This window comes from Aliidiomarina quisquiliarum (assembly GCF_023922585.1).
Lineage (GTDB): Bacteria > Pseudomonadota > Gammaproteobacteria > Enterobacterales > Alteromonadaceae > Aliidiomarina > Aliidiomarina quisquiliarum.
Window position 1 is genome coordinate 52843 of record NZ_JAMFTN010000007.1, and the last position, 20325, is coordinate 73167.

Annotated in this window: 28 protein-coding genes; 24 read left to right on the top strand and 4 right to left on the bottom strand. The window is 44.5% G+C overall.

Annotation, left to right across the window (positions count from 1 at the left end):
• Positions 1–49: 49 nt before the first annotated feature.
• The gene (locus M1L23_RS00650) at positions 50–1750 is read right to left on the bottom strand and encodes a class I SAM-dependent methyltransferase (protein ID WP_252625015.1); all 1701 of its coding nucleotides are present in this window, start codon (positions 1748–1750) and stop codon (positions 50–52) included.
• A 70-nt stretch (positions 1751–1820) separates the two neighbouring features.
• Complete coding sequence (locus tag M1L23_RS00655) at positions 1821–2243, bottom strand: OmpA family protein (RefSeq protein WP_252625017.1); 423 nt, start codon at positions 2241–2243, stop codon at positions 1821–1823.
• A gap of 564 nt (positions 2244–2807) precedes the next feature.
• Here M1L23_RS00655 and M1L23_RS00660 point away from each other — a divergent pair.
• The 18 genes from M1L23_RS00660 to M1L23_RS00745 all read left to right on the top strand — a co-directional run bounded on the left by M1L23_RS00660 (position 2808) and on the right by M1L23_RS00745 (position 15406).
• Positions 2808–3122, top strand: a complete 315-nt coding sequence (locus tag M1L23_RS00660) for a hypothetical protein (protein WP_252625018.1) — start codon at positions 2808–2810, stop codon at positions 3120–3122.
• A gap of 274 nt (positions 3123–3396) precedes the next feature.
• Positions 3397–3870: a hypothetical protein gene (locus tag M1L23_RS00665; RefSeq protein ID WP_252625020.1), complete on the top strand. Its 474-nt coding sequence runs from the start codon at positions 3397–3399 to the stop codon at positions 3868–3870.
• A gap of 131 nt (positions 3871–4001) precedes the next feature.
• A complete protein-coding gene (locus M1L23_RS00670) occupies positions 4002–4157 on the top strand; it encodes a hypothetical protein (protein WP_252625022.1) in 156 nt (51 codons plus the stop codon).
• A 359-nt stretch (positions 4158–4516) separates the two neighbouring features.
• On the top strand, positions 4517–5068 hold the full coding sequence (locus M1L23_RS00675) for a hypothetical protein (RefSeq protein ID WP_252625024.1): 552 nt from the start codon (positions 4517–4519) through the stop codon (positions 5066–5068).
• Between the two features lie 101 nt (positions 5069–5169).
• Complete coding sequence (locus tag M1L23_RS00680; protein ID WP_252625025.1) at positions 5170–6198, top strand: AAA family ATPase; 1029 nt, start codon at positions 5170–5172, stop codon at positions 6196–6198.
• Positions 6199–6224: 26 nt separating this feature from the next.
• Positions 6225–6776 (top strand): hypothetical protein, encoded by a 552-nt coding sequence (locus M1L23_RS00685; RefSeq protein ID WP_252625026.1) that lies wholly within the window; start codon positions 6225–6227, stop codon positions 6774–6776.
• A 114-nt stretch (positions 6777–6890) separates the two neighbouring features.
• Positions 6891–8006: a DUF3150 domain-containing protein gene (locus tag M1L23_RS00690; RefSeq protein ID WP_252625028.1), complete on the top strand. Its 1116-nt coding sequence runs from the start codon at positions 6891–6893 to the stop codon at positions 8004–8006.
• 188 nt (positions 8007–8194) lie between these two features.
• Positions 8195–8383 carry a hypothetical protein gene (locus M1L23_RS00695; protein WP_252625029.1) on the top strand — a complete coding sequence of 63 codons (189 nt, stop codon included), beginning with the start codon at positions 8195–8197 and terminating at the stop codon, positions 8381–8383.
• Between the two features lie 98 nt (positions 8384–8481).
• On the top strand, positions 8482–9564 hold the full coding sequence (locus M1L23_RS00700) for a DUF7146 domain-containing protein (RefSeq protein ID WP_252625031.1): 1083 nt from the start codon (positions 8482–8484) through the stop codon (positions 9562–9564).
• A complete protein-coding gene (locus tag M1L23_RS00705; protein WP_252625032.1) occupies positions 9561–9806 on the top strand; it encodes a 2Fe-2S iron-sulfur cluster-binding protein in 246 nt (81 codons plus the stop codon). The genes M1L23_RS00700 and M1L23_RS00705 overlap by 4 nt, the downstream gene beginning before the upstream one ends.
• 354 nt (positions 9807–10160) lie before the next feature.
• Entirely contained in the window at positions 10161–10658 is a 498-nt protein-coding gene (gene radC, locus M1L23_RS00710; RefSeq protein WP_252625034.1) for a RadC family protein, read from the top strand.
• Positions 10659–10844: 186 nt separating this feature from the next.
• On the top strand, positions 10845–12689 hold the full coding sequence (locus M1L23_RS00715) for a VWA domain-containing protein (RefSeq protein ID WP_252625035.1): 1845 nt from the start codon (positions 10845–10847) through the stop codon (positions 12687–12689).
• 113 nt (positions 12690–12802) lie between these two features.
• Entirely contained in the window at positions 12803–13039 is a 237-nt protein-coding gene (locus M1L23_RS00720) for a hypothetical protein (RefSeq protein ID WP_252625036.1), read from the top strand.
• A 177-nt stretch (positions 13040–13216) separates the two neighbouring features.
• A complete protein-coding gene (locus M1L23_RS00725; protein ID WP_252625037.1) occupies positions 13217–13489 on the top strand; it encodes a hypothetical protein in 273 nt (90 codons plus the stop codon).
• Positions 13490–13499: 10 nt separating this feature from the next.
• Positions 13500–13895, top strand: a complete 396-nt coding sequence (locus M1L23_RS00730) for a hypothetical protein (RefSeq protein ID WP_252625039.1) — start codon at positions 13500–13502, stop codon at positions 13893–13895.
• A gap of 114 nt (positions 13896–14009) precedes the next feature.
• Positions 14010–14606 (top strand): hypothetical protein, encoded by a 597-nt coding sequence (locus M1L23_RS00735; protein ID WP_252625040.1) that lies wholly within the window; start codon positions 14010–14012, stop codon positions 14604–14606.
• 105 nt (positions 14607–14711) lie between these two features.
• Positions 14712–15116, top strand: a complete 405-nt coding sequence (locus M1L23_RS00740) for a hypothetical protein (protein WP_252625041.1) — start codon at positions 14712–14714, stop codon at positions 15114–15116.
• A 107-nt stretch (positions 15117–15223) separates the two neighbouring features.
• The gene (locus tag M1L23_RS00745; RefSeq protein ID WP_252625043.1) at positions 15224–15406 is read left to right on the top strand and encodes a hypothetical protein; all 183 of its coding nucleotides are present in this window, start codon (positions 15224–15226) and stop codon (positions 15404–15406) included.
• 432 nt (positions 15407–15838) lie between these two features.
• Here the strand turns inward: M1L23_RS00745 and M1L23_RS00750 are convergent, their stop codons facing one another.
• Together M1L23_RS00750 and M1L23_RS00755 are read right to left on the bottom strand one after the other, a co-directional pair.
• Entirely contained in the window at positions 15839–16840 is a 1002-nt protein-coding gene (locus M1L23_RS00750; RefSeq protein ID WP_252625044.1) for a tyrosine-type recombinase/integrase, read from the bottom strand.
• Positions 16833–17318 (bottom strand): hypothetical protein, encoded by a 486-nt coding sequence (locus M1L23_RS00755; protein WP_252625046.1) that lies wholly within the window; start codon positions 17316–17318, stop codon positions 16833–16835. Before M1L23_RS00755 ends, M1L23_RS00750 begins: the two co-directional genes overlap by 8 nt.
• Before the next feature lie 238 nt (positions 17319–17556).
• On the opposite strand from M1L23_RS00755, the gene M1L23_RS00760 reads away from it, so the two are divergent.
• From M1L23_RS00760 to M1L23_RS00785, 6 genes are all read left to right on the top strand, one after another.
• On the top strand, positions 17557–17817 hold the full coding sequence (locus tag M1L23_RS00760) for an AbrB/MazE/SpoVT family DNA-binding domain-containing protein (RefSeq protein ID WP_252625048.1): 261 nt from the start codon (positions 17557–17559) through the stop codon (positions 17815–17817).
• Positions 17814–18152 carry a type II toxin-antitoxin system PemK/MazF family toxin gene (locus tag M1L23_RS00765; protein WP_338021819.1) on the top strand — a complete coding sequence of 113 codons (339 nt, stop codon included), beginning with the start codon at positions 17814–17816 and terminating at the stop codon, positions 18150–18152. Before M1L23_RS00760 ends, M1L23_RS00765 begins: the two co-directional genes overlap by 4 nt.
• A gap of 14 nt (positions 18153–18166) precedes the next feature.
• Entirely contained in the window at positions 18167–18352 is a 186-nt protein-coding gene (locus M1L23_RS00770) for a hypothetical protein (protein ID WP_252625051.1), read from the top strand.
• Positions 18353–18612: 260 nt separating this feature from the next.
• A complete protein-coding gene (locus tag M1L23_RS00775) occupies positions 18613–18906 on the top strand; it encodes a hypothetical protein (RefSeq protein ID WP_252625052.1) in 294 nt (97 codons plus the stop codon).
• Between the two features lie 144 nt (positions 18907–19050).
• A complete protein-coding gene (locus M1L23_RS00780) occupies positions 19051–19491 on the top strand; it encodes a hypothetical protein (RefSeq protein WP_252625053.1) in 441 nt (146 codons plus the stop codon).
• Between the two features lie 339 nt (positions 19492–19830).
• Positions 19831–20106, top strand: a complete 276-nt coding sequence (locus M1L23_RS00785; RefSeq protein WP_252625054.1) for a type II toxin-antitoxin system TacA family antitoxin — start codon at positions 19831–19833, stop codon at positions 20104–20106.
• Positions 20107–20325: the final 219 nt, after the last annotated feature.

A 20325-nucleotide genomic window follows, 5' to 3' on the forward strand; every position in this document is an offset into this window, starting at 1 on the left:
CATAATGAAACAAGCTGGTACAGATTGTATCAGCTTGTTTCATCTTAAGCTATGGCGCGTTCTTGGCGAAGCCAAGTCGAGGCACTATATCGTTAACAGCCAGTTGGAGGTTGACTCCAAATTGCGCCGTATCTTCAATATCTATGTTGAGCTCATCAGCCGCTTGCTCGCGCGTCTTCAGCCACCCCTTCAAACGACCAAACTCACAGTTTAAGCCGCAAATGAAGCCTTGGTTAAACTTTATGTGTAGATTACCGTTCTTAAATGCTTTCACCTCAAACAGTGTGTTGGTTTTGCCGGTGTTTAAATCCCGAAATAGGAAAGCATTTTTGACGCCGCTATCCCATACGAAATTGTTTGCTCGTGGCATTCCCTCAGTCGCAAAGCCTATATTGCTAGCGATTGTCATTAGATCATTAAGGAAGTTTTCGGCGTTGGTTGCTAGGCCCTCGATTCGACCATCAAACCAATTGGTTTTTAAAGCTCCGATGCCAGATAAGACAACTCGGTGATCAAGTTTAAAGTGAGACAAATCTTTTGGTTTCCGACCGTAAAACCAGTCCTCATCAGAAAAGGTCTTCTGATTCGAGACATAATTAATGACGTTTGCCGCATTAATCATTCTTTGAAATGTGAGCACTAATTGATCTTCAAGATATAGATTCGCATTTTTCACAACCCAAAGCGCGAGAGCGTGCGCGTTATCAACAGAAAAGTCGATAGACGTTTGCGCAAACAGCTTATCTACTAAGGATTTACGACTATCACTCGTTAAACGCTCTGTAACGCTCGTCAGGCGCTCAAAGAGCTCGCTCCAATAAAGTTGCTTTAACCCTTTGATTCGCTGGCGTAACGCACTCTTAACGCCGTCTACATTCACATCAAGCTCACTAAGTAAGTTGCTATCTAAATCAGATAGCGCTTGATAGGTTCCCATAAGCTTACTCAAATCACGATTATAAAACTCAACCAAGCCTTCAATAAGGCCTTTGTGTTGAATAATTTCGCTGCTTTTTATTTTACTTTTAAGATTCCCTTCCTCGGCTTCCTTACGCGCCCATTCGCTCACTTTGTCTTTAGTGGCAGAGATTTTAAAGTGCTCATCAAACCAAACATCAAAAGCCTTTTTAGCAATTCGTGGGCGCTCGCTTTTGGGCTTTTGTGTGATTTCACGCCAGGTTCTTCCGGCGTAGTGCCTGGATGGATCCATATCTATTTTCACAATATGGACTTTTGCCCGCGCTGCTCGGTCACCTTGTAGAAAATCACCTTCGAAAATAACGGTCGCATCGACGTTACGAGCATCTAGTGCATTCTTAATGCTCACACTTTCTTTCCAGCGCTGAGGGATCACGAGGTAGATGCTTGCTGAAACATTTGCTTCTCGAATGATCTTTTCGCACCAAGTAGTGAACTCCTTATATGGAGGGTTGCAAAACAAAATTTCAGCGGATTTATCGATAAGGGTCTGCTGAAGAAAGTCTGTTCCAATGACAGAAACGTTATGCCTAATAGCACTCAACAGCGGCTTGGACTTTTCGATGGCATATTTATCGCCATCGGTAAGGGCGGCGAGCACTCTACCGTCGCCTGCCCCAACGTCGATTACACTAGGCCGACTGCCGAGGTTATCTGTTTCCATATCGGCTTTGATAATGGCAATCATTTCTTGAGTGGTTGGATACCACTCAAAGTCTTCATTGCTTGCCTTTAATGTAGTGATGGTTTTGCTGGTAGATTGATGAGACATTGCGACACCTTGATGGTTGTAATGATTCTTTTGACATTACCGCGCATTCAAGATACCGCAATTTGTTTGGCTAATAGGTGATAACAGCTCTACGAGCGCTTACGTTTGGGCTGGATGGCCCGACAGAGGTTACGTTAATTAAATCAGGGTTTACACCTAAATCTACCAAAGCATTTTTTAAAGCCTCAGCTCTTTTTAGCCCGAGCTCGAAATTGTATTCGTTTAAGCCAAGTGAATCTGCTGAGCCTTGTATGAGTGCTCTATTGTTCGACGTGGAAATGTAATTGGCATGCGCTTTTAGGCTCTCATAGTCATTTTCAGAGATAGTGTAGCTGTCAAAATCAAAATGAAAGATGTGCCTAACCCGAAACGAAGGGGCCTCTTGCGAATCAATCTTCACGTGAGCAAGTCTTTCCTCGACTGGTGCGCTAGAGCAGCCTGAAATCAGAGCGGCCAGCGCTGTTGCGAGCGCGATGTTTTTTGGTATTCTCATAAAACCTCCAGTTTGAATGCTGATAGTTTAAGGCACCGGAGAAAAGGGTAGGGGGGATTTACACCTGAAAATCCCACCCTAAATGAAGGTTAACCCTCTTGATTTTTGTAAGCTCGTTTTATATTCTTATCCCAGAGCTTAGGCTTTTTTCCTCCGGCCCTGCCGTTGAGAAGGCGCTCCAAGCGCAAACTTACCTCAAAAGCCCATAAACGGGTTAATTCAAATTTACTGGCAAGCAATGCTTGTTGGTCTTCGATTTTTAAAATGAAGATGATTAATCAACTTCGACCGCTTGCAAGCGGAATACAAAACTAGCGATACACCTGGTAACCCAACTAGCGTGTATGACAGTCAATTTTGACTTCGGCATTTCGCCATAACTTTTACCCTCAACGGGGAGTTCACTTCCCGTAAGGGTTTCGTGTATCTCCAATCCGGCCGCTGAGGGTTTTATTGTTTAAATTCTCGCCCGGATTAGAGATGGAGCTTGCTGCTAAAATCCCAATATAAGTATATCGTTAGCGATGTATGAAATTTGGAGCATAACGCAGCAAGAGAATTGATATGAATTATATCAATTTGACTCCCCACGACATTATTTTGAATGATGGACGTAAGTTTGAAGCTACCGGGAATATCGCCCGTGTATCATCAAGCTTTACGGACATCGTTGATGATGTCTGCGAACAACGCTTTGGTGAGGTTCAGGGTTTACCTGAAGCTCAACAGGGCGTTCGTTACATTGTTTCAGGCATGGTTCTGGCAGCACTGAAGGGCTCACGCCCGGATGTTGTTTCACCAGCAACAGGCCACAGCGAAACAAAGCGTAACGACAAGGGGCACATTGTGTCAGTCCCTTGTTTTGTTCGCGGGGCTTAACTTCACCAAGCAATCAATAGATTGCAAGAAGAAAAAAGGCGTCTTGTATCGAAGATGTTAGTGGCTAACCACGTCGATACATCCCATTAGGGGGTTTATTCATACACCCTATAGGGTGTATCTATAAGCCGCTTATGGCTTCGGCATAACTTTTAAAATTCTACCCTCAACGGGGAGTTCACTTCCCGTTAGGGTTAGTGTATCTCCAATCCGGCCGTTGAGGGTTTATTATTTTTAATAAAATCACCTCACCGGAGAGGTTTAGGAGCTACACATGAAAATTACAAAAGAAGAAATCGCTAAGTTAAATAGACTTGGCGATGGCCTAGAAGTTTTTTATCTAGCGGGTAGAACGCTAGACAAAAACAAAACGGTGATTGCCGTTTGCGACTACGTGTTAAACGTAGTCAACCTAATTAAGCCGTATTGCTCATCTGAGCAATACAAACGGGTTGTTCAATTTCTAAACAATCCACTTGCGTTAGCACCTGAAGTAATTCAGGCAGCTAACGAAGCAGCTTTTGCTGCTATGGATACAGCGTTTAGCGCTGTAGTAGCAGCCTGTGGGGAGGACCACGCGCCCCTATGGGCTGCCCACAATGCTGCGAATGCAGTAACTAATGCTGTTAGTGCAGCTGTAGCTTGTGATTCGTACACAGCTACAGTCTTCGCTGCCAATGCAGCAGACCGCATTGGTATCGGGTACGATACCTTGCTCGTTAAATTGTTTAACGAGCAACCAGCCTAAAAAAACACACCGAGTTACCCTTTGGGTATTTGCAGCTTGCTGCCTCGGTGTGCCTTTCTTCTTTACTTAATCTTCTCAAGTGGATTTTCGAGTCCATTTGCGCGGGTTAAGTAGAGAAGCGAGGGTAAACAATGTCGTATCAAACGATACAAATGCGTATAGCGCACTATCGGCAGTTGAAGGCTCGTTTCGAGCGTAAAGGCAACGCCATTCAGTTGAGCTACACGCAAAAATCCATTTCAGAGTTAGAGCGCCGCTTGCGAGCATTAAGCATGGGCGCTGTCTAACTCTACATAGGAGGCCGTTCCGTTTGGGATGGCCTTTTATATTCGTCGTTTAATGAATGTGCATTGAGGTGTGTATTCATCAGGCGATGGCCTGAACGATTTACCAATGAAGATGATATTAATCAACTTCGACTGCCAGCTGGCAGGATACTAAAAGCGATAACTTCACAGTTATGACAGCGGCTTCTAATCACCATGAAAGGCATACCACCTTTTGATGCGAATTGGCTGCTTTTAAATTGGCTTAGGCCACAAACTTTTAAACCCCAAGGGGCATTCAGACACGTTCTGTACCTGCCCCTTGGGGGATAGGTGTGTCTGTTTGCTCCATTAATTGCCCATTTGGGCAGGAGCACAACATGAAATCATCTAGACTCAAGCGGCTTAGCCGTATTGAACGTTTAGAGTTGGCACAACGCCACTTTGAGGGTTCAAAGACGTCAGCGCTTAAAAAGCGCTTTCGCGTTTCAGAAACAGATATTGAAACTGTCATTCGTGACTTCAAGAGGCACAAGCTGATGAAACGTCATCGGCAATGGCAGCCACATTGGGATCACCCCGATATTGTTCGTCACCCTATCGGCAAAGACGCACTACGTGCGCTTAAAGCTGGTCAAGGTGACGATCTTTTTCTGAGTCCTTTAGACCCTAATTTGGATATAGCTAATGGGCTATACCATTTAACGTGGTCAAAGCAGGATATAGACGACCTCTTATATGGAATGCTGAAGCGCTGCTTTGCTATTTTAAAAGAGGGACGACCAACAAGCGAGGAATTCAAAGAAGAAGCTGAGTTTATTAACTCTGATTTATTCTTTGCGATTTGCTCTCACTTAGGCCTAGACGGTGATGATTTGAAGTCAACGTTTGACTACAAATGCCGTCGTCAGGCTCAACTAAAACAACATTAAACCCCACGGGGCATTCAGACACGTTCTGTACCTGCCCCTTGGGGATAGGTGTGTCTGTTTGCTCCTTAATTTTTAGCCATTTTTGGCTTTAGGAGCACAACATGAACAACCAATCAAACGCTGCAACAGCAGCTCAAGCGCCTTCACTTGTAAAGGTAGATGCAGCTTCAACTTTTTCAGAGGTTTTTTCCCCTGGAGAAACGGCTATTAAAGTCTTCAATCAGCGCTCAGAGCGCTGCATTGACGCTAATACTAAATTCGTACCAAACGAAAGCTTGGTCCGAATGTTTTTGGGCTGGCAACAAGCTCCAAAACAACCCCTTTGTTTTGGCCTTCATGGTCATACGGGTACGGGTAAAACGGAGTTCTTGTTGTGGGTCGCCGACCGCATGAACATTCCTGTTTATTTGGTTCAGTGTCAACCGACGTTGATGCCAGAAGACTTGGAAGGTTTTAACCAACTTAAAAATGGTTGTACCTCCTTTGAGTTGGGTGCGGCTTTGCAAGCTTACCGTGATGGCGGGCTTCTGATTCTTGATGAGCTAGATAAGCTCAACGAAGCTTCAGGGGCGTACCTTCATGGACTACTGGAAGGCAAACCAATCACAGTAGCCCAAACCGGTGAGACCATCACCAAGCACCCGCACTGCTGGATTGCCGCTACTGGCAACACCAAAGGGCAGGGTGGTGATGAGGATTACACCTCAAGCCAACAGATGGATATGGCTCTTCGGAGCCGTATTGGTTGGCTGCAGGTGGATTACCCGGAGCCCGCCACTGAAATGTCTATCTTAGATAAACACTTTGGGAAGTTACTTCCCAAGAAAATGCTAAGAGAAGTCATCAAGGTAGCCAATGACTTGCGCGATGCCAAGTTTGGTAAAGATCGGAAAGGAACAGATACGCCAGTCGGCGTTATTTGCTCTACGCGGTCGTTAGTCAACTGGATGTTTTACACCATCCGGTTTGGCAAAAAGCAACAATGGCGGGCAAGCTTTAATTACGCATTAGGGGGGAGTATTGACCCTGAGAGCGAAGCTGAAGTTCAAGCCATTGTCCAGCGTCGCTTAGGCGAAGCGTTGGATGTAAAAGTCGAGGATGTCATTAAGGCTTTCTCGATAAAAAAGTAGATACCCCCGCTTCAACTTCAAATGCAATGCAACTTGAGGATTACATTAGTGAACTCGGTTACAGCGGATTTGAAGCGTGGGATTTTGGCGAAGATAAGATTTATTTATCTCTAGCCACAATTCCGAGTGGGGGAAAAATCCAAATCGTCGCCACAGGCGAGGACATGGACGCTACGGTTAAGCATTGGAAGATAACAGGAAATCACAATGTAAGTGATGAAGGTTATCGACACGTCGAGCTTAAGCATGTTGATGGTGACAAGCTTGAGTTTAGCGTGTACCCAGTGAATCCATCGCCATATCCAACTTCTATACTTTCAGGCTTGAAAGTTTTAGAAAAAAACGGTGGCGGTGAGCTTTGGGCGATTTGCCAAAATGGTAATGGTCAGTTAATGACATTCTTTAAAAAGAATGGAATTTTCGATCATTGGGTCGTCGCACAAGTGAACTCTGCTTTAAACTCACTCAATGAGCGGGTTAATAAGAAATTGAAGTCCGGCTATACCGAAGTTGGTAACGGATTTTATTTCGACGCAGAGAAAAGAATCGTTTGTTATGCAAACGGCACTGAAGTCTAAACACAAACTTTAAACCCCACGGGGCATTCAGACACGTTCTGTACCTGCCCCTTGGGGGATAGGTGTGTCTGTTTGCTCCTTAATTTTTAGCCATTTTGGCTTTAGGAGCACAACATGAATATGAATGAAGATCAGCGCTCTGCGCTTCAAAAAGGCGCCGTCATCCTCGCTTGTGAGGTTTCGGGATCTACTGGTGAGCGGATTATCCCTGATTCTCAGGGGTACTTCGAAGGGGACGTCCTTAAGAATGAGAACGTTTCTAAATCATCGATTCGGTGGCTTCCGCGTGAGTTAATTCGGTTTCGCAACCGAATTAATGGCGCGGCTCAGCGTGTCCTAACCGACAACGGAGTGAGCTATTATGGAGGGGCAACCCTAATACCGGCAAATCTATTGCCGGCTGTTGAAAAAGAGCTGAAGATGCTGCAGGAAGAGTTTGAGGATGAGGCCTTGCGCCTTGAATCAAGTCTCGACATTGAAGTTGAGCGCCACAAACAAACAAACCCGGAGATTGCGCATTTAATTCAGCGCTTTCGTCAATCCGGGCGTGAGTTTGCTAGTAAGTTTCGTTTTCGGGTCATGCCGCCAACGAACCTAGACTTTGTAAATGGTAACGCCAGCGATGGTGTTGCCAAAGACATGGCGCATCAGCTTATAGAAGAAGTGGCAAAAGAAGCTGCTTCGCTTTTCAAGAAAGTCTGGTCTGTAGCAGAAAAGGCTACTCCCCAAACTTTGAAAGGCGTTCAAAAACTTCACAAGAAGCTCAGTAACTTATCATTTATCGATGAGTCAATCGAGCCAATTGCTGAAGCATTTGAAGCAGCAATTCTGAAGTTTCCTAAAGCATTTCCTGTGACTGGTGAGCCAGTGCAAGAAATGGCAAAGTTTGTCGCTGCGGCATCCAATCCGGATACGCTTCGTAACTTTGGTAAGGAAGCTGAAGAGCTCGATGAGGAAGTGAAAAGCGAGGATATTTTCAACACTGACACCAGTGACGAAGATATTGCAGCTGAAACTTCTACGCCTGAACCACAACAAACTGAGTCTGCGGAGCCTAAAGCTCCTGAGTCTCAATCAGAGCCAGATGAAGTTCCTGAGCAGCCAATGGCTGAGCCTGAGCCAAAATCTGAGCCTGAAGCAGTCACTAAGCCTGAATCTGAATCTTTCAATCAATCTTCATTTGAAGATGATGAAGACGAAGATGATGGTCTAGGGTGGGGTAGTTTCTAACTACGTTACCGGGAGGTGAGAATTCGTTCTCACCTCTTTGACTGTTGTTAGCTAAGTCCTGTTATCAGGGCTTATCTAAAAATAGTTTTTAAACCCCAACGGGGCGTCATTCGTGACACCTCCCCCGTTGGGGGAGTAGTGCATGCGTGATGCCCCTTTATTTTGGCCTTTGGCCATAGGAGCACATCATGAGCTATAGCAAAACGTTAATTACCGGCACTGAAGCCAGTCCTCTGTATCGCGTTCTTCAATCTCGCATTGAGGGGCAGCGCGAGACAATCACGAAATCCGTTGTCACTGGCAATGGAGAAGTAAAGGCGGCGGTGTCAGTCACACGGCCATTAAATCCACCTATTGATGAGGTGATTCACTCTTAGGGGTGAGTCGCTGATTCTTTAGCTCGGGTGTGGGTTATCACCAATATGCCTGCACTTGCGGGTGTATCGGGATAACTCACATCCTGGTAGGAGGATTTATGGCAAACGCAAAACAAGTAAAAGCCGAAGTAATTCGGCAAGGTGGCTGGCAGCGCGTTTTTAGCGCATACCATGGGTTAGCTCAACATTTGGAGCAACGACCGACAAAAGCCGGTCCATGTCCTTTAACAGGAGATGGGAAAACCAAATTCCGCTTTTGTAATGACTGGAACGAAACAGGTGGTGCATTCCACAATGACGTTCGAGGCATTGCAGATGGAATTTCTCTGTTAACTTGGTATACCGGGCAATCGGTAAGCCAAGTATTAAAAGATATTGAGGGTATCTTAGGTGGCGTAACGATCGACTCTTTACACGCTGAGCGTGTAGTAAAAAAGGTTAGAAACCGCCCCTATTGCTCTCCAGAAGAAGCGGAAGAGCGTAAAGAGCGTCTTCGTCGGAACTACCGAAATTGCGTAAGCATAATTGGTACGCCCGGCGAGGTGTATTTGCGCAGTCGTGGAATCACCATGCCGCTTGAATTTCTTCACAAGAAGGTCATGTATAACCCTGAGTTGTATTACAACGACGGGACGCAGAAATATGCGACTCGTATGCAAGGGTTATGCAGCATGGTCATCGACAAAGAGCGTAAGCCCTTAACGATGCACCGGACGTTCTTAACGAAGAGCGGACGCAAGGCGAAGCTTGAAAACTCGAAGTTGATGTTTTCAGCTGATCGCGCGCCGACAGGTGGCTGCATCCCGTTAGATGAACCGGTTAACACACCTTATGGTCGTGTGATTGGCGTATGCGAAGGTTTGGAAACAGGCCTAAGCGTTCGACAAGAAACCGGGTGTCCGATGTGGATTGGTATTTCAGACCGTTTGATGGAAAACATTAATTGCTCCGGCGTTGATGTGGTCCTGATTTGGGCTGATAAAGATCCAAACAAAGCGGGTGAAGAAGCAGCACAAAGAATGCTTGAGCGTTTGAAATCTCAAAACGTGAATGCATTTATCTACGTGCCGAATGTTCCTGAAGCGAAAGCGGATTGGAATGACGTCTTGGTTGGAAAGGTAAAAGGGGTTTTCCCTCAACCTTTGCATCCAGACTGGAAAGTGTATGGAGGTGAGTCATGATGATCACCGTTCACACTCAAAACGGCACGAGAAAAATCCCAAGTCATGGAACCGTGCTTGAATCGCTTGAAAAAGCAGGGATTCGAGCAACGAACCATTGTAGGGATGGTTTTTGTGGTGCTTGTCGGTGTAAGTCAAACGGCAAAGCCTCTTACGGGGCTCAGCCGTTGGCTTATGTCAGAAAAGGGGAGATTCTGCCATGCGTAAGCATTGCAGAAGATAACCTGGAGATTGAGGTTTAGGGTTTACGCCCTAAACCCCTCTCTTTCCAGTTTCGTCGTTTAATGAATGTGCATTGAGGTGTGTATTCATCAGGCGATGGTCTGAACGATTTACCAATGAAGATGATATTAATCAACTTCGACTGCCAGCTGGCAGGATACTAAAAGCGATAACTTCACAGTTATGACAGCGGCTTCTAATCACCATGAAAGGCATACCACCTTTTGATGCGAATTAGCTGCTTTAAAATTGGCTTAGGCCACAAACTTTTAAACCCCAAGGGGCATTCAGACACGTTCTGTACCTGCCCCTTTGGGGATAGGTGTGTCTGTTTGTTCCGCAATTTTGCCCATTTTGGGTATTCGGAGCACAACATGAAATTACATAACTTAATAAAATCAACCGAAGGTACATACAATGTTCTTAGAACAAATGTGTCAGAGGAAGATATTTTGAAAATGGCGAGATCCATTACCGCATCCAAGATGCGGAAAGGAGCAAAGTTTACTAGACCGGATGCAGTAAAGGACTATTTATTAAGTCATCACCGCGAAGATGAGAGAGAAAAGTTTGGAGTGATCCTACTCGATTCTCAACATCGTGTGATCTCAAAAGAGATCGTATTTGAGGGGACTATAAATGCCGCGCCGGTTTATCCAAGAGAAGTTGTCAAACTTGTTTTGGCTCAAAACGCGGCAGCTCTAATAATTTTTCATAATCACCCGTCAGGCGTCAACGAACCATCGATGGCTGATAAACGGGTGACTGAACGATTAAAAGAGGCGTTATCGACGATCGACGTTCCGTTGTTAGACCACTTTATCGTGGGAGCTGATAGCGTAATGTCTTTCGCCGAGCGAGGCTTAATTTAATCGAATTAAATCAAAGATAGAAAAGCATCTGAGCAAGAAATTGCAGCATTCGCTGTAATTGAATCGCTCAGAGAAAGCATTTAACCCCACAGGGGCATTCAGACACGTTCTGTACCTGCCCCTTTGGGGATAGGTGTGTCTGTTTGCTCTTAAAACTTAAGCCCGTTTTGGGTATAGGAGCACAACATGAACGCGCAAAAAATGAAACGCTTGGCAAAGGTGCTTGCACCCTTGTTAGGCGGTAAAAACTGTGAAGTCACCATTGGTGGCCAGCAGGCGTACACGAACGGGGATAGAATCAATATCCCTTCTGGGGATTTTTCTGACCCCGATTTTGTGGCGATGGCCCATGGTTATATTGACCATGAGCTAGGTCACAATGCTTTTACTAACTTTAGCGTTAGCCAAAGTGCTAGAGCTGAATGTTCGGTACTCAATAAATTGCGCAACGCACTGGAAGACGTTCGTATGGAGCGTTTACAAGGGGAGGCTTGGCGTGGCGCTAAGATAAACCTTAATAAGCTTGCCAGTATGTGCGTTGAGAAGGGACATTTTCCTTCTATTGAGGATTTGGCAAACCCAACTCCAACTGAGCAGGTATTATTCTTCTGCTTATATTGGGGGCGGCTTAATATCAACCAGCAGTATGCATTGGGTCCTTTGGCTGACAGTGCAGAAGCCAACCTGCGTGAGCAGTTAGGTGATCAGTTAGTTGATGCAATCCTCTCTGAGCTTGCAAAGCTTGCCACGGCTAAATCGAATCAGGACTGCTTGGATATTGCGCGAGCAATATTGAAGCTTCTGAAAGATGAAGCTGAAGATAATTCTGACAATGAACCGGAAGGTGAAGAGTCCGATGAATCTGAAGGCTCTGAAGAGACGTCAGAAGATGAGTCTAGTGGAAACACTGGCGATTCCGACGATGACGCTGAAGAAGATCAAGAAAGTGGTTCTGAAGGGAATTCGGACGATGAAACAAGTGGAAACACTGGTGATTCAGATGATGACTCCGACGACACTGGCGGCGAGCCGGGTGATAATTCAAGCGATGATGCAGAGGGTGACTCTGAAGATTCAAATGAAGAATCCGACGAAACCGCAAGCTCTAAACCTAGTTCAGGTGAAAATGGTAATGAGACTGCAAAGCAGTTTATCAAAGCCTTACTTGAAGCAGGGGATGATGATGACGTGAAAGATATTCATGAAATCATTGCTAATGAGCTTGGTGAAATGGCTGAAGAAGCGGCAAAAGAAGATCGGGTAACTGACCTTGGCGGCTTCAATACTCAATTGCGGGAAGTTTTGAAATGCCCTACAGAATTAGAAATTGATTCTGTGGCAAGCAAATCGATAGGCAAGCGAGTTTATAAAACCATTCGCCGTGCACTCATTGACTCTTCAATGAATCAACGGGTGTTTGCACAAACCGGTAAGCGTGTTGCGAAACGTCGCTTAGCTGGCGTTCCAGCAGGCTCGCAATCAGTGTTCGAGCGACGCTTTATCAAACCCGAACCGACTGCAGCTGTATCCATTTTGGTGGATGCAAGCGGGTCAATGCAGGGAGATCGCCAAGAAGTTGTTGGCAACGTTGCTTATGCAATAGCCTATGGCTTAAATGCGGGAAATATCATGAATCAAACGACATTTTATGGTGTCGGTGTTGGGCATGAGAATGTTCTGTATCGAGCTAAACGCTTTGGCGATAAGCAGGTGGTTGCTCAACGATTTTCAGCTATTGCGCACGGCTCAACTCCAACGGGAGAGGCTATGCAAGCTGAAATCTTGGAGTTAATCAATCGAAATGAGGATAAAAAGTTTCTTTTTGTTCTTACGGACGGCGTCCCAGATAGCATTGGACCTGTAATAGCTGCCATTAAAGCTGCAAAAACATGTGGCATTCGCGTAATTCCTATCGGTATTCAAACGAATGCTGTACGAGGATTTGGCGATTTGTCATTTCAACGTGTTAATGACCTTTCAGATCTTGATGGTGCAATTAAGCACTCATTGAGTGAAGGTTTATTAGCCTAATACAAAACCCACCCTTTGGGGCATTCAGACACGTTCTGTACCTGCCCCTTTGGGGGATAGGTGTGTCTGTTTGCTCCTAAAAATTTAAGCCCATTTGGGCATAGGAGCACAACATGAACACAGTAAATTATGAAGTAGCAGTAAAAGCTGCTATTCGCAGTCGATCGCTAGAAGATATTCAAAGAGGCATTCACGCCTCAATGGAGCTTCAGAGGGACTGGAACGCCCGTCGCTTACAGGCCCGCAAGTCTGAAAGCCAGGTGATGCTAAAAAGCATTCTCTTGGCAATGCGCTCGAACATGGAGCGTATTCAGTACCTTCGTCGGAAGATGGAGGTGGCCAATGCTTAATCGTTATGTTGAGTTGAATGCTGGTACCACAACTTTATGGCGTGGAACGAGTATGAAAAAGGCACTTAGCGTGCGTTGCAACAATCGGCTTCGGTATTGGCAGGGAAAACGTGTGCATCTTGCAGATGTAACGTCTACTCGAACCAAGCCAATGGGAATGCAAGTAGGAGGCTTATCATGAGTCAGCCTCACTTCATTCATACGATTATGACTTTAAATCAGCGCTGCCCGAACGACCACTTGAGGCATTTTGCTTCGGTAGTTAAAGGTAGAGAAAAGAAGATTATCTATTACAACCAAAGCTACATCATGGTTGTGAGCATGTTAGATAGTCAAACACGAGGTGTACGGGTAACTGTACGGGCGCCTCATCATTCTCTGCTTGCTGAGCAGGGTGTTATTGAGCGCAGTATGGGAGTAACAACCCAGCAATCGCGCACTCATGCATAGGAGAAATCGTATGCTTGAGAATATAACGCCATCGCAGGCTCGAAACGCTCAGAACCCTTACTCGATAGAGGTCACGCTTGAGAAATTAAAGCATTACCTTATGTCGTTAGGGCACATCGGTGCTTTAGGATTGCTTGAAAAGGCAATAACTAAAGCAAAAGAAGATGAATCTTTTAATCGAAAACTCGAAGACACGTTTTTGCGTGGTTCGACTCTCGAGTACAGAGATCTATTTTCTGAATTTGGGGATTATTTGGAGAAACGACGAAAGGATTTCCCCTTTTATCCTCATCGCGATGCAGTCGATTGGATCGATACTGCAATGCATCATATTCGTATTGGATATGATCAGCAGTACATCGATGAACACAAAGCCCAGCAAAGTAGGGCTGTTAGTCGCAATTGACATAATTTAATTAACCCCACGGGGCATTACGGACACGTCTGTACTTTGCCCCTTGGGGGAGAAGTGTGTCTGTTTTGCTCCTTAATATTTAACGCCTACGGGCAGGAGTAAGACATGAAAGTTACTTTTAAAGCAAACGCTAAAACTGTAGACATCATAAGATGTCTGCTATTAGCAGCAGGCGATAGTTTTAATGCCTGTTTGATAATGAATTCACTGGAGGAAGTAAAGCCAACTCAATTCATACGTGACGCGTGTCGAATGCGTCACGGAATTAATGAAGAAGGTGAATTTAAAGCCACCTATTTCGGGTGGCAGACAAATAGTGGCAGCTATTTGTTTGTCGATGCCCGGAAGGGCAAGGTCATCATAAACGGCACAAGACGTGCCATTTATGACGGGTTACGTAAGTTTGTGACTCGTGATGGCCAGCAACTGCTGAACGGGTTAGAGGTGATAAAATATGAAACCTCTGAGCCAGAATGGCCAATTTTCTTCTACTGCGAAATGGCAGTGGAGGAAAAATTAGGTCAAAGCGTGTGGGATTTCATCCACACAAATTGTGACCACCTAGCTGTAATGAAGGGGTTAGGCCTAACCCCAAAAGAAGAGTCATTCGTAACCGGCGAGCAAAAACGCTGGTTGAATGACAAAACAAATAAAAGTTCAAAAAGTTCATTTGCCGGTGTTTTCAACACCCTTTGGACTTAAACAAACCCCAAGGGGCATTACGGACACGTCTGTACTTTGCCCCTTTGGGGATAGGTGTGTCTGTTTTGCTCCAAAACTAAGCCTTTACGGGCAAGGAGTACTAACATGAGTGCATTAAATTTTATTGAAAAAACAACATCTCACATCAACTATGTTGATTTGTTTGTTGAGTTTTCCAAAACCGGGCGACGTAAAGGAAAGAAGATTTATCTTAACGAAGCCCCCAATAGTTTTTTAACTACCAATGAGTTAAAGAACTTTGGCACTTTCGACTTGGAAGTGGTTGGGGTTTTCATGGACGCCGACGGGACAGTCACGCATGAAGACATGTATGACTCTCCTTTGGAGGCTTTAGAGGCTGGCGCGAGTGATGTTCAATATCACATTAGCGGCAGAGCTAAAGAGCCATACCATGGGAACCCTTGGTACCCTCTTCACCAGGTAACTTCATTAGTTAAGGCTGAAGAAAAAATATCTGAGGTCATGCGAGCCGCTTCACTGGCTTCATAACGACCATCCCCACGGGGCATTACGGACACGTCTGTACTTTGCCCCTTGGGGGAGAAGTGTGTCTGTTTTGCTCCAAAATTAACGCCTTTACGGGTAGGAGCAATAAAATGGAAATTCAAGTGCAAAAAACTGAAGTGGTAAGAATCAGTAAGGAGGAGCAAATCAAGATCGCTCTAAACTTGCTAGAAGACCACTTTCAATTAATGTTTGGGATGATTGCAATTGCTGGATTTTTAGCCTTGTTTATAGTAACCTGGATGCTAAAGCAAGATAACAAAGAGGTCTTGTAATTATGAATGACATTATTTTGATCGTGCCATGGTTAATACCTATAGCCACATTTGCGGTTGTTTTGTGGATGTGGAAAAAGGGATACATTAAGAGCTAGATCATAAGCAATCCTTTTAGGGGATTCCCACTCGTAGCCTTAGCTACGGTCGTGGTTGTATTTTATTTGAACAAAGACCGCTTCTTTGCTGAGGTTAACGAAGCAAAGAAGTAAAAGGTAAGCGCCGGAAACGGTAGGTACCTAAATTTAGAACCTGTCATGGGTTTTGCGTGAGCATTAGACACGCGCTAAAGAATAGAAAAGCCAGTGAGAGTCGAAATCCGACTCCCTGGCTTTTTTACACCTGAAAATCGCCACCCAGAAGAAGCAAGAGCGTTTCTTAATCTCGCTATCCTTATTTAATAATTTATTATTGCGATCAAATAGGGGGGTATCACCGACCAAGAGTTCTCGAAAGCGACACTGCGCCTGATTTCTCCAGCTCAATCGCTTCTGTATAACGCAAGACCATCGCCTCAGACTTCCAACCACCAGCCTGCATGATTTCCAGTAAAGGTACGCCATTCTCACGCATTGCAACAGCGGCGCCGACCCGTGTGCTGTGGAATGAATATAGCTCTGGCTCTGTTTCCCCTGCCAATGCTATCGAAGACCTTAATGCATTTAGCATGGCATGGTAGCTTAATACATCTTGAGGACCTGTGTCGGTATTGAATTTATGGTGATTTACCATTGGCCTGAAGATTAAGGGGCTATTCATTGGGCTGTGCTTACGTAAATCACTTAGTAACTCAATAGATGTTTTTGATAAGAAGCATTCACGACCTACACCTTCTTGGTCAGTTTTACTGCGCTCTATTAACACGTTGTTTTTACCAACGTGCTCCCACCTTAAGGCCGCTATTTCACTAGCGCGACCGAGGGTATCAAAAGCTACGTTTACAATACACTTGTTACGGATGACGGCAGGATCAGTGTTAGGCGTCGTTGTTATTCTATTTAAAAGCTCTACAGGCAGAGGTTTGGCTTGTAATTGCCTACTTGTACGGTGGAGGTTTAATCTTAGTTGAATAGCCTTTTTTAATGAGGGATCTTGTTCTAGTGATGGTAGGCCTGCATGACCATGGACTGAGCGCATTACCCACAAGCGGGATTTTACTGTTGAACGCGAATCACCTCTTGCCAATAAAAAGTCGATGTAGTCAAGAGCGTGTGCGCGTAGGGCGTGTTTTTCGCGCGGCAAACTCGTTATGTAGCGCTCGTTAAGAAAGCTTTCATACACTCGGTATGAGCTTAGGTAAGCCTTACGAGTATTCGCAGGCGCTTGGTCTAGCACTTCTTCCTTAAAGAAAACAAGTTCTTTTTTTATTTCCTCTTGGTTTACGCTTAGCTCAGAGGCTTCGAGGTGGTTATTTGCGCTAATTAAATTACTCATTGAATTCTTTAAGCTCCATAAGGTACTTATTTACTTTATTATTTCGTAGCTCTAACCCAATCTTTATAGCTTCTTCACGTTCACGCCCTGATTTTTTCGACCCGTAACTAATGGTTTTCGTACGCTGTTTTTTTTCACCGTTGGTGAGCGTCATATAGTTAACTTGTATCTGATAACTCGTGCTAAGTGAACCGGCTTTAGTGATCCGATATACAGTCCTGTCAACAACACCGTCTGCAATTTTTATTGACTTACGGGTTCGTTTTGACCTTGTTGCGCGTTCAGTCATTCGACAAACACCGTTCTTTTTTATTTCCGGCCACTTCTCCCCCCATATTGAAAAGCCATTTTCTTCTTGCCATTGTAATGCGGTTTTTTTGCACGAGCTGTAAAACCTAAGACCCCTCCCTTTTTCCCGAGGTACATACGCTAACCAACCTGTTGGGTGTTTTGTTAATCCACCAGACCACTTTCTCATTCGACGACCTTTCTATGTAAATATTGAATTTGAAATATTCGGGTGTTACTAAAGAAACCATTAAACCATGAAATTAGCATACAGCAACTTTATCTATACAGATAACTGTTATTATCTGTCACCCTAAATTATCACCAGAGAATCTTTAATTGTAGTGAATTTCTACGGCACGTAATAACATTGTTGCAACGGTAGTTTACTATGTTATAGTTATTATATTGTTGTAACGGAGGTGTTTATGAAAACAGCTATTCGTAAATTTGGAAATTCAAAGGGCGCGATAATTCCCGCTGCGCTTCTTCGAGAGTTAAACCTGAATGAGAACGACCAGATGGACGTTAAAGCCGAAAATGGTCGAATTGTTTTAGAACCATTTAGTAAGGCCGAGTATTCGCTAGACGAGTTATTAGCGCAGTGTGAGCCTGAAGCGATGGTCCTGGATGAACAGGATAAAGCATGGCTGAACGATAGCCCTGTAGGTACAGAGGTGGTCGAGTGAGCAAGAGGTATATCCCACAAAGAGGGGACATTGTGTTCACAGACTTTGATCCGTCCGCTGGCCATGAACAGGCCCGACAAAGGCCAGCCTTGGTGTTATCGCCGGAGCCATTCAATAACCAAATTCAACTTGCTCTGGTCGCACCCATAACGTCAACGGTGCGTGGCCACGGCTTTGAAGTAAAGCTAGGGGCTGGCACGAAAACACAAGGTGTTGTGCTTTGCCAGCAAGTGAAAATCATCGACTATGAGAGCCGAGGGGTAAGGTTCATCGAGAGAGCCCAGCGTAACGTCATTGAAGATGCACTGGCGCGTGTTCGTGCACTGGTAAGTTGAAAGTGGTAGACCCAATGGATAAAGCGATGAATCGAGTGTCGGTAATATTCAAGCAATTACAGGAAATTGCGGATCAAACTGCCGACATGGCGCTGGCCGGTTGCGCAAACCACGACAACCCTCGTTTAAGAGATTTAATGAAGCGACACAGACAATTGACGGATGAAGCACGGCAGATACTTGGTCCAAAAGAGGAATAGACCAAGACGAAGCTGGCGCAATAAATGGCGTCGATTTCGACTTGTGGTAAGTTAACTTTAACTAACAATAATCAAGCGAGGTCATAATGCTGAATCCAAAAGTACTGCTTTTGCCTTTTATGGTTATTTTTGAAATAGCTTTGATGCTGATATGTCTGTGCTTGGCCTTTGCGGCTCCCAAGGCTGCCATAGTGATGAATAATTGGTCGCAAAAACTACCTAATTTCAATTGGTATATTAAACCGAGGAATTGACGAATTATGAAAATCAAAGAAATAATTCTTAACCTTGTAGCATCTACAGGTATAGTCGGCTCCTTTTATCTCGGGTGGATAAAAGCGCGTGACGCTTCGGCAAGCCTTGCTCCTGCAGATGGACCAATCAGCCAGCTCTTTAGTCATATTTCTCCAGCGGCAAGCTTTATGTCTTATGGCCTAATAGGGGCAGCTATTACGTTAACCTGTTGCTCAGTTATCGCGGTTGCACTCAAGATGAAAATCGTAACGAATGGCTATGGCATTGCATTTACAGTGCCAGAAAACGCAGAAAAGTAGCGAAGGAATAAAAGGTTCTACGGGAACGTGACTTAACCTTCGTAGTTGCTCAACATGGTGAGCACAAGAAAAGTATTGCATTAAAAGCCCTCACACAGTCGTAATATACAGCCATTGAAATTTCATAAACGAGGTAACAGCACAATGTCATTACGCAGCACGTATCAACGCTACAAAGAAGAGCAGCAAGAGGGTCGAGGGCCCTACAAAAATCGCCTGATAGCCTATGGGTTGTTTTTACTGCTATTTCTTATGGCTATTATTCTTCCAGCTCTCATTAGCCCTATCGGGGCATTTTCTTCCTACGTTGTAGATAACCTTTTGTTAGTGGCTATTCTGGTATTGATTCCGGTAACAAAAAATTTCAAGTTTACTGAGGCCGTAATACCTTACCTGGTTGGGTTGTTAGCAACATTCGTTTTGCTCTCACACCTTGTGCGTGATTTATTGGGAATTGAACGGTCTTCTTTCGGTGATGATTTCAACGTGGTGTTATTTACGTTCAGCATTCTATATATGGTGTTTGCGCAAACAGTAGCAATACTTATCGCAAAACAAATCACGGGTACAAAGTTTCAAAATTAGAGCAAAACAATGGGGTAAGTCGTTTGATGTCAGCTGTGACGACCCCAAATTAAGTAAGTAAGGTGTCAGTTACAGAAATAGATGATAATTTACAGAAATAGATGATACTAAAAGCTAGGTGGTATTTGTGTGGCTGTTACTCTTCGATTTTTCTTAAACTACCTTCCGGCTCTCAAATAAAGTAAACAGGCGACCTCGCCTACCCAAACTCACAACAAGAATCCGTACTATTACGGACTCTTGTGCTATGTTTTATTTGCATGGAATTTATACGTAGATACTACGGAATGTGACTCTGTCACTATGAAAAATAGGTAATTAGAATTTAGGAGGCCTGCAATGCAAGCAGCAACAGGACCAAAAAATGCAGGAAAGCGAGCCCGCATTGAATTGAAAACAAGTCAGCAAGTCAAATCTGAGCTTGAGAGAGCTGCGGCAATTAGCGGTATTAGTTTGACGGCGTTTATTATCAATCAAGCTTCAGAAGCAGCAAGGCGTATCGTAGAGGAAGCGAATACAGTGATTTTAAATCAAAAAGCCCAGTCGAAGCTGAGCGCGGCGATAAAGAAACCGTCAAAGCCTACCGACGAATTGAAGGAGTTGATGAGGCTATAAAGGCAAGAAGCTTGTATAAAAAATAAAAGAGAGGGAAGTATTCTCTCTAGCTGCGGATAAGTCACCTTGAATCAAGGTGGCGAGTTTTACCTCGAGAGTGTAAAAATATCTGTGTAAATGGCATTCTTAACAATATCGAAGAAGGATATCAGAATGCCAATATCAGACAAACTCATCGACCAGCTGCTTGTCGGCTGTGATTCCCCAGAAGACATCTTA

Coding starts and splice junctions, on each gene's coding strand:
- M1L23_RS00650 (WP_252625015.1), bottom strand. CDS start 1,750: ATGTCTCATCAATCTACCAGCAAAACCATCACTACATTAAAGGCAAGC.
- M1L23_RS00655 (WP_252625017.1), bottom strand. CDS start 2,243: ATGAGAATACCAAAAAACATCGCGCTCGCAACAGCGCTGGCCGCTCTG.
- M1L23_RS00660 (WP_252625018.1), top strand. CDS start 2,808: ATGAATTATATCAATTTGACTCCCCACGACATTATTTTGAATGATGGA.
- M1L23_RS00665 (WP_252625020.1), top strand. CDS start 3,397: ATGAAAATTACAAAAGAAGAAATCGCTAAGTTAAATAGACTTGGCGAT.
- M1L23_RS00670 (WP_252625022.1), top strand. CDS start 4,002: ATGTCGTATCAAACGATACAAATGCGTATAGCGCACTATCGGCAGTTG.
- M1L23_RS00675 (WP_252625024.1), top strand. CDS start 4,517: ATGAAATCATCTAGACTCAAGCGGCTTAGCCGTATTGAACGTTTAGAG.
- M1L23_RS00680 (WP_252625025.1), top strand. CDS start 5,170: ATGAACAACCAATCAAACGCTGCAACAGCAGCTCAAGCGCCTTCACTT.
- M1L23_RS00685 (WP_252625026.1), top strand. CDS start 6,225: ATGCAACTTGAGGATTACATTAGTGAACTCGGTTACAGCGGATTTGAA.
- M1L23_RS00690 (WP_252625028.1), top strand. CDS start 6,891: ATGAATATGAATGAAGATCAGCGCTCTGCGCTTCAAAAAGGCGCCGTC.
- M1L23_RS00695 (WP_252625029.1), top strand. CDS start 8,195: ATGAGCTATAGCAAAACGTTAATTACCGGCACTGAAGCCAGTCCTCTG.
- M1L23_RS00700 (WP_252625031.1), top strand. CDS start 8,482: ATGGCAAACGCAAAACAAGTAAAAGCCGAAGTAATTCGGCAAGGTGGC.
- M1L23_RS00705 (WP_252625032.1), top strand. CDS start 9,561: ATGATGATCACCGTTCACACTCAAAACGGCACGAGAAAAATCCCAAGT.
- radC (WP_252625034.1), top strand. CDS start 10,161: ATGAAATTACATAACTTAATAAAATCAACCGAAGGTACATACAATGTT.
- M1L23_RS00715 (WP_252625035.1), top strand. CDS start 10,845: ATGAACGCGCAAAAAATGAAACGCTTGGCAAAGGTGCTTGCACCCTTG.
- M1L23_RS00720 (WP_252625036.1), top strand. CDS start 12,803: ATGAACACAGTAAATTATGAAGTAGCAGTAAAAGCTGCTATTCGCAGT.
- M1L23_RS00725 (WP_252625037.1), top strand. CDS start 13,217: ATGAGTCAGCCTCACTTCATTCATACGATTATGACTTTAAATCAGCGC.
- M1L23_RS00730 (WP_252625039.1), top strand. CDS start 13,500: ATGCTTGAGAATATAACGCCATCGCAGGCTCGAAACGCTCAGAACCCT.
- M1L23_RS00735 (WP_252625040.1), top strand. CDS start 14,010: ATGAAAGTTACTTTTAAAGCAAACGCTAAAACTGTAGACATCATAAGA.
- M1L23_RS00740 (WP_252625041.1), top strand. CDS start 14,712: ATGAGTGCATTAAATTTTATTGAAAAAACAACATCTCACATCAACTAT.
- M1L23_RS00745 (WP_252625043.1), top strand. CDS start 15,224: ATGGAAATTCAAGTGCAAAAAACTGAAGTGGTAAGAATCAGTAAGGAG.
- M1L23_RS00750 (WP_252625044.1), bottom strand. CDS start 16,840: ATGAGTAATTTAATTAGCGCAAATAACCACCTCGAAGCCTCTGAGCTA.
- M1L23_RS00755 (WP_252625046.1), bottom strand. CDS start 17,318: ATGAGAAAGTGGTCTGGTGGATTAACAAAACACCCAACAGGTTGGTTA.
- M1L23_RS00760 (WP_252625048.1), top strand. CDS start 17,557: ATGAAAACAGCTATTCGTAAATTTGGAAATTCAAAGGGCGCGATAATT.
- M1L23_RS00770 (WP_252625051.1), top strand. CDS start 18,167: ATGGATAAAGCGATGAATCGAGTGTCGGTAATATTCAAGCAATTACAG.
- M1L23_RS00775 (WP_252625052.1), top strand. CDS start 18,613: ATGAAAATCAAAGAAATAATTCTTAACCTTGTAGCATCTACAGGTATA.
- M1L23_RS00780 (WP_252625053.1), top strand. CDS start 19,051: ATGTCATTACGCAGCACGTATCAACGCTACAAAGAAGAGCAGCAAGAG.
- M1L23_RS00785 (WP_252625054.1), top strand. CDS start 19,831: ATGCAAGCAGCAACAGGACCAAAAAATGCAGGAAAGCGAGCCCGCATT.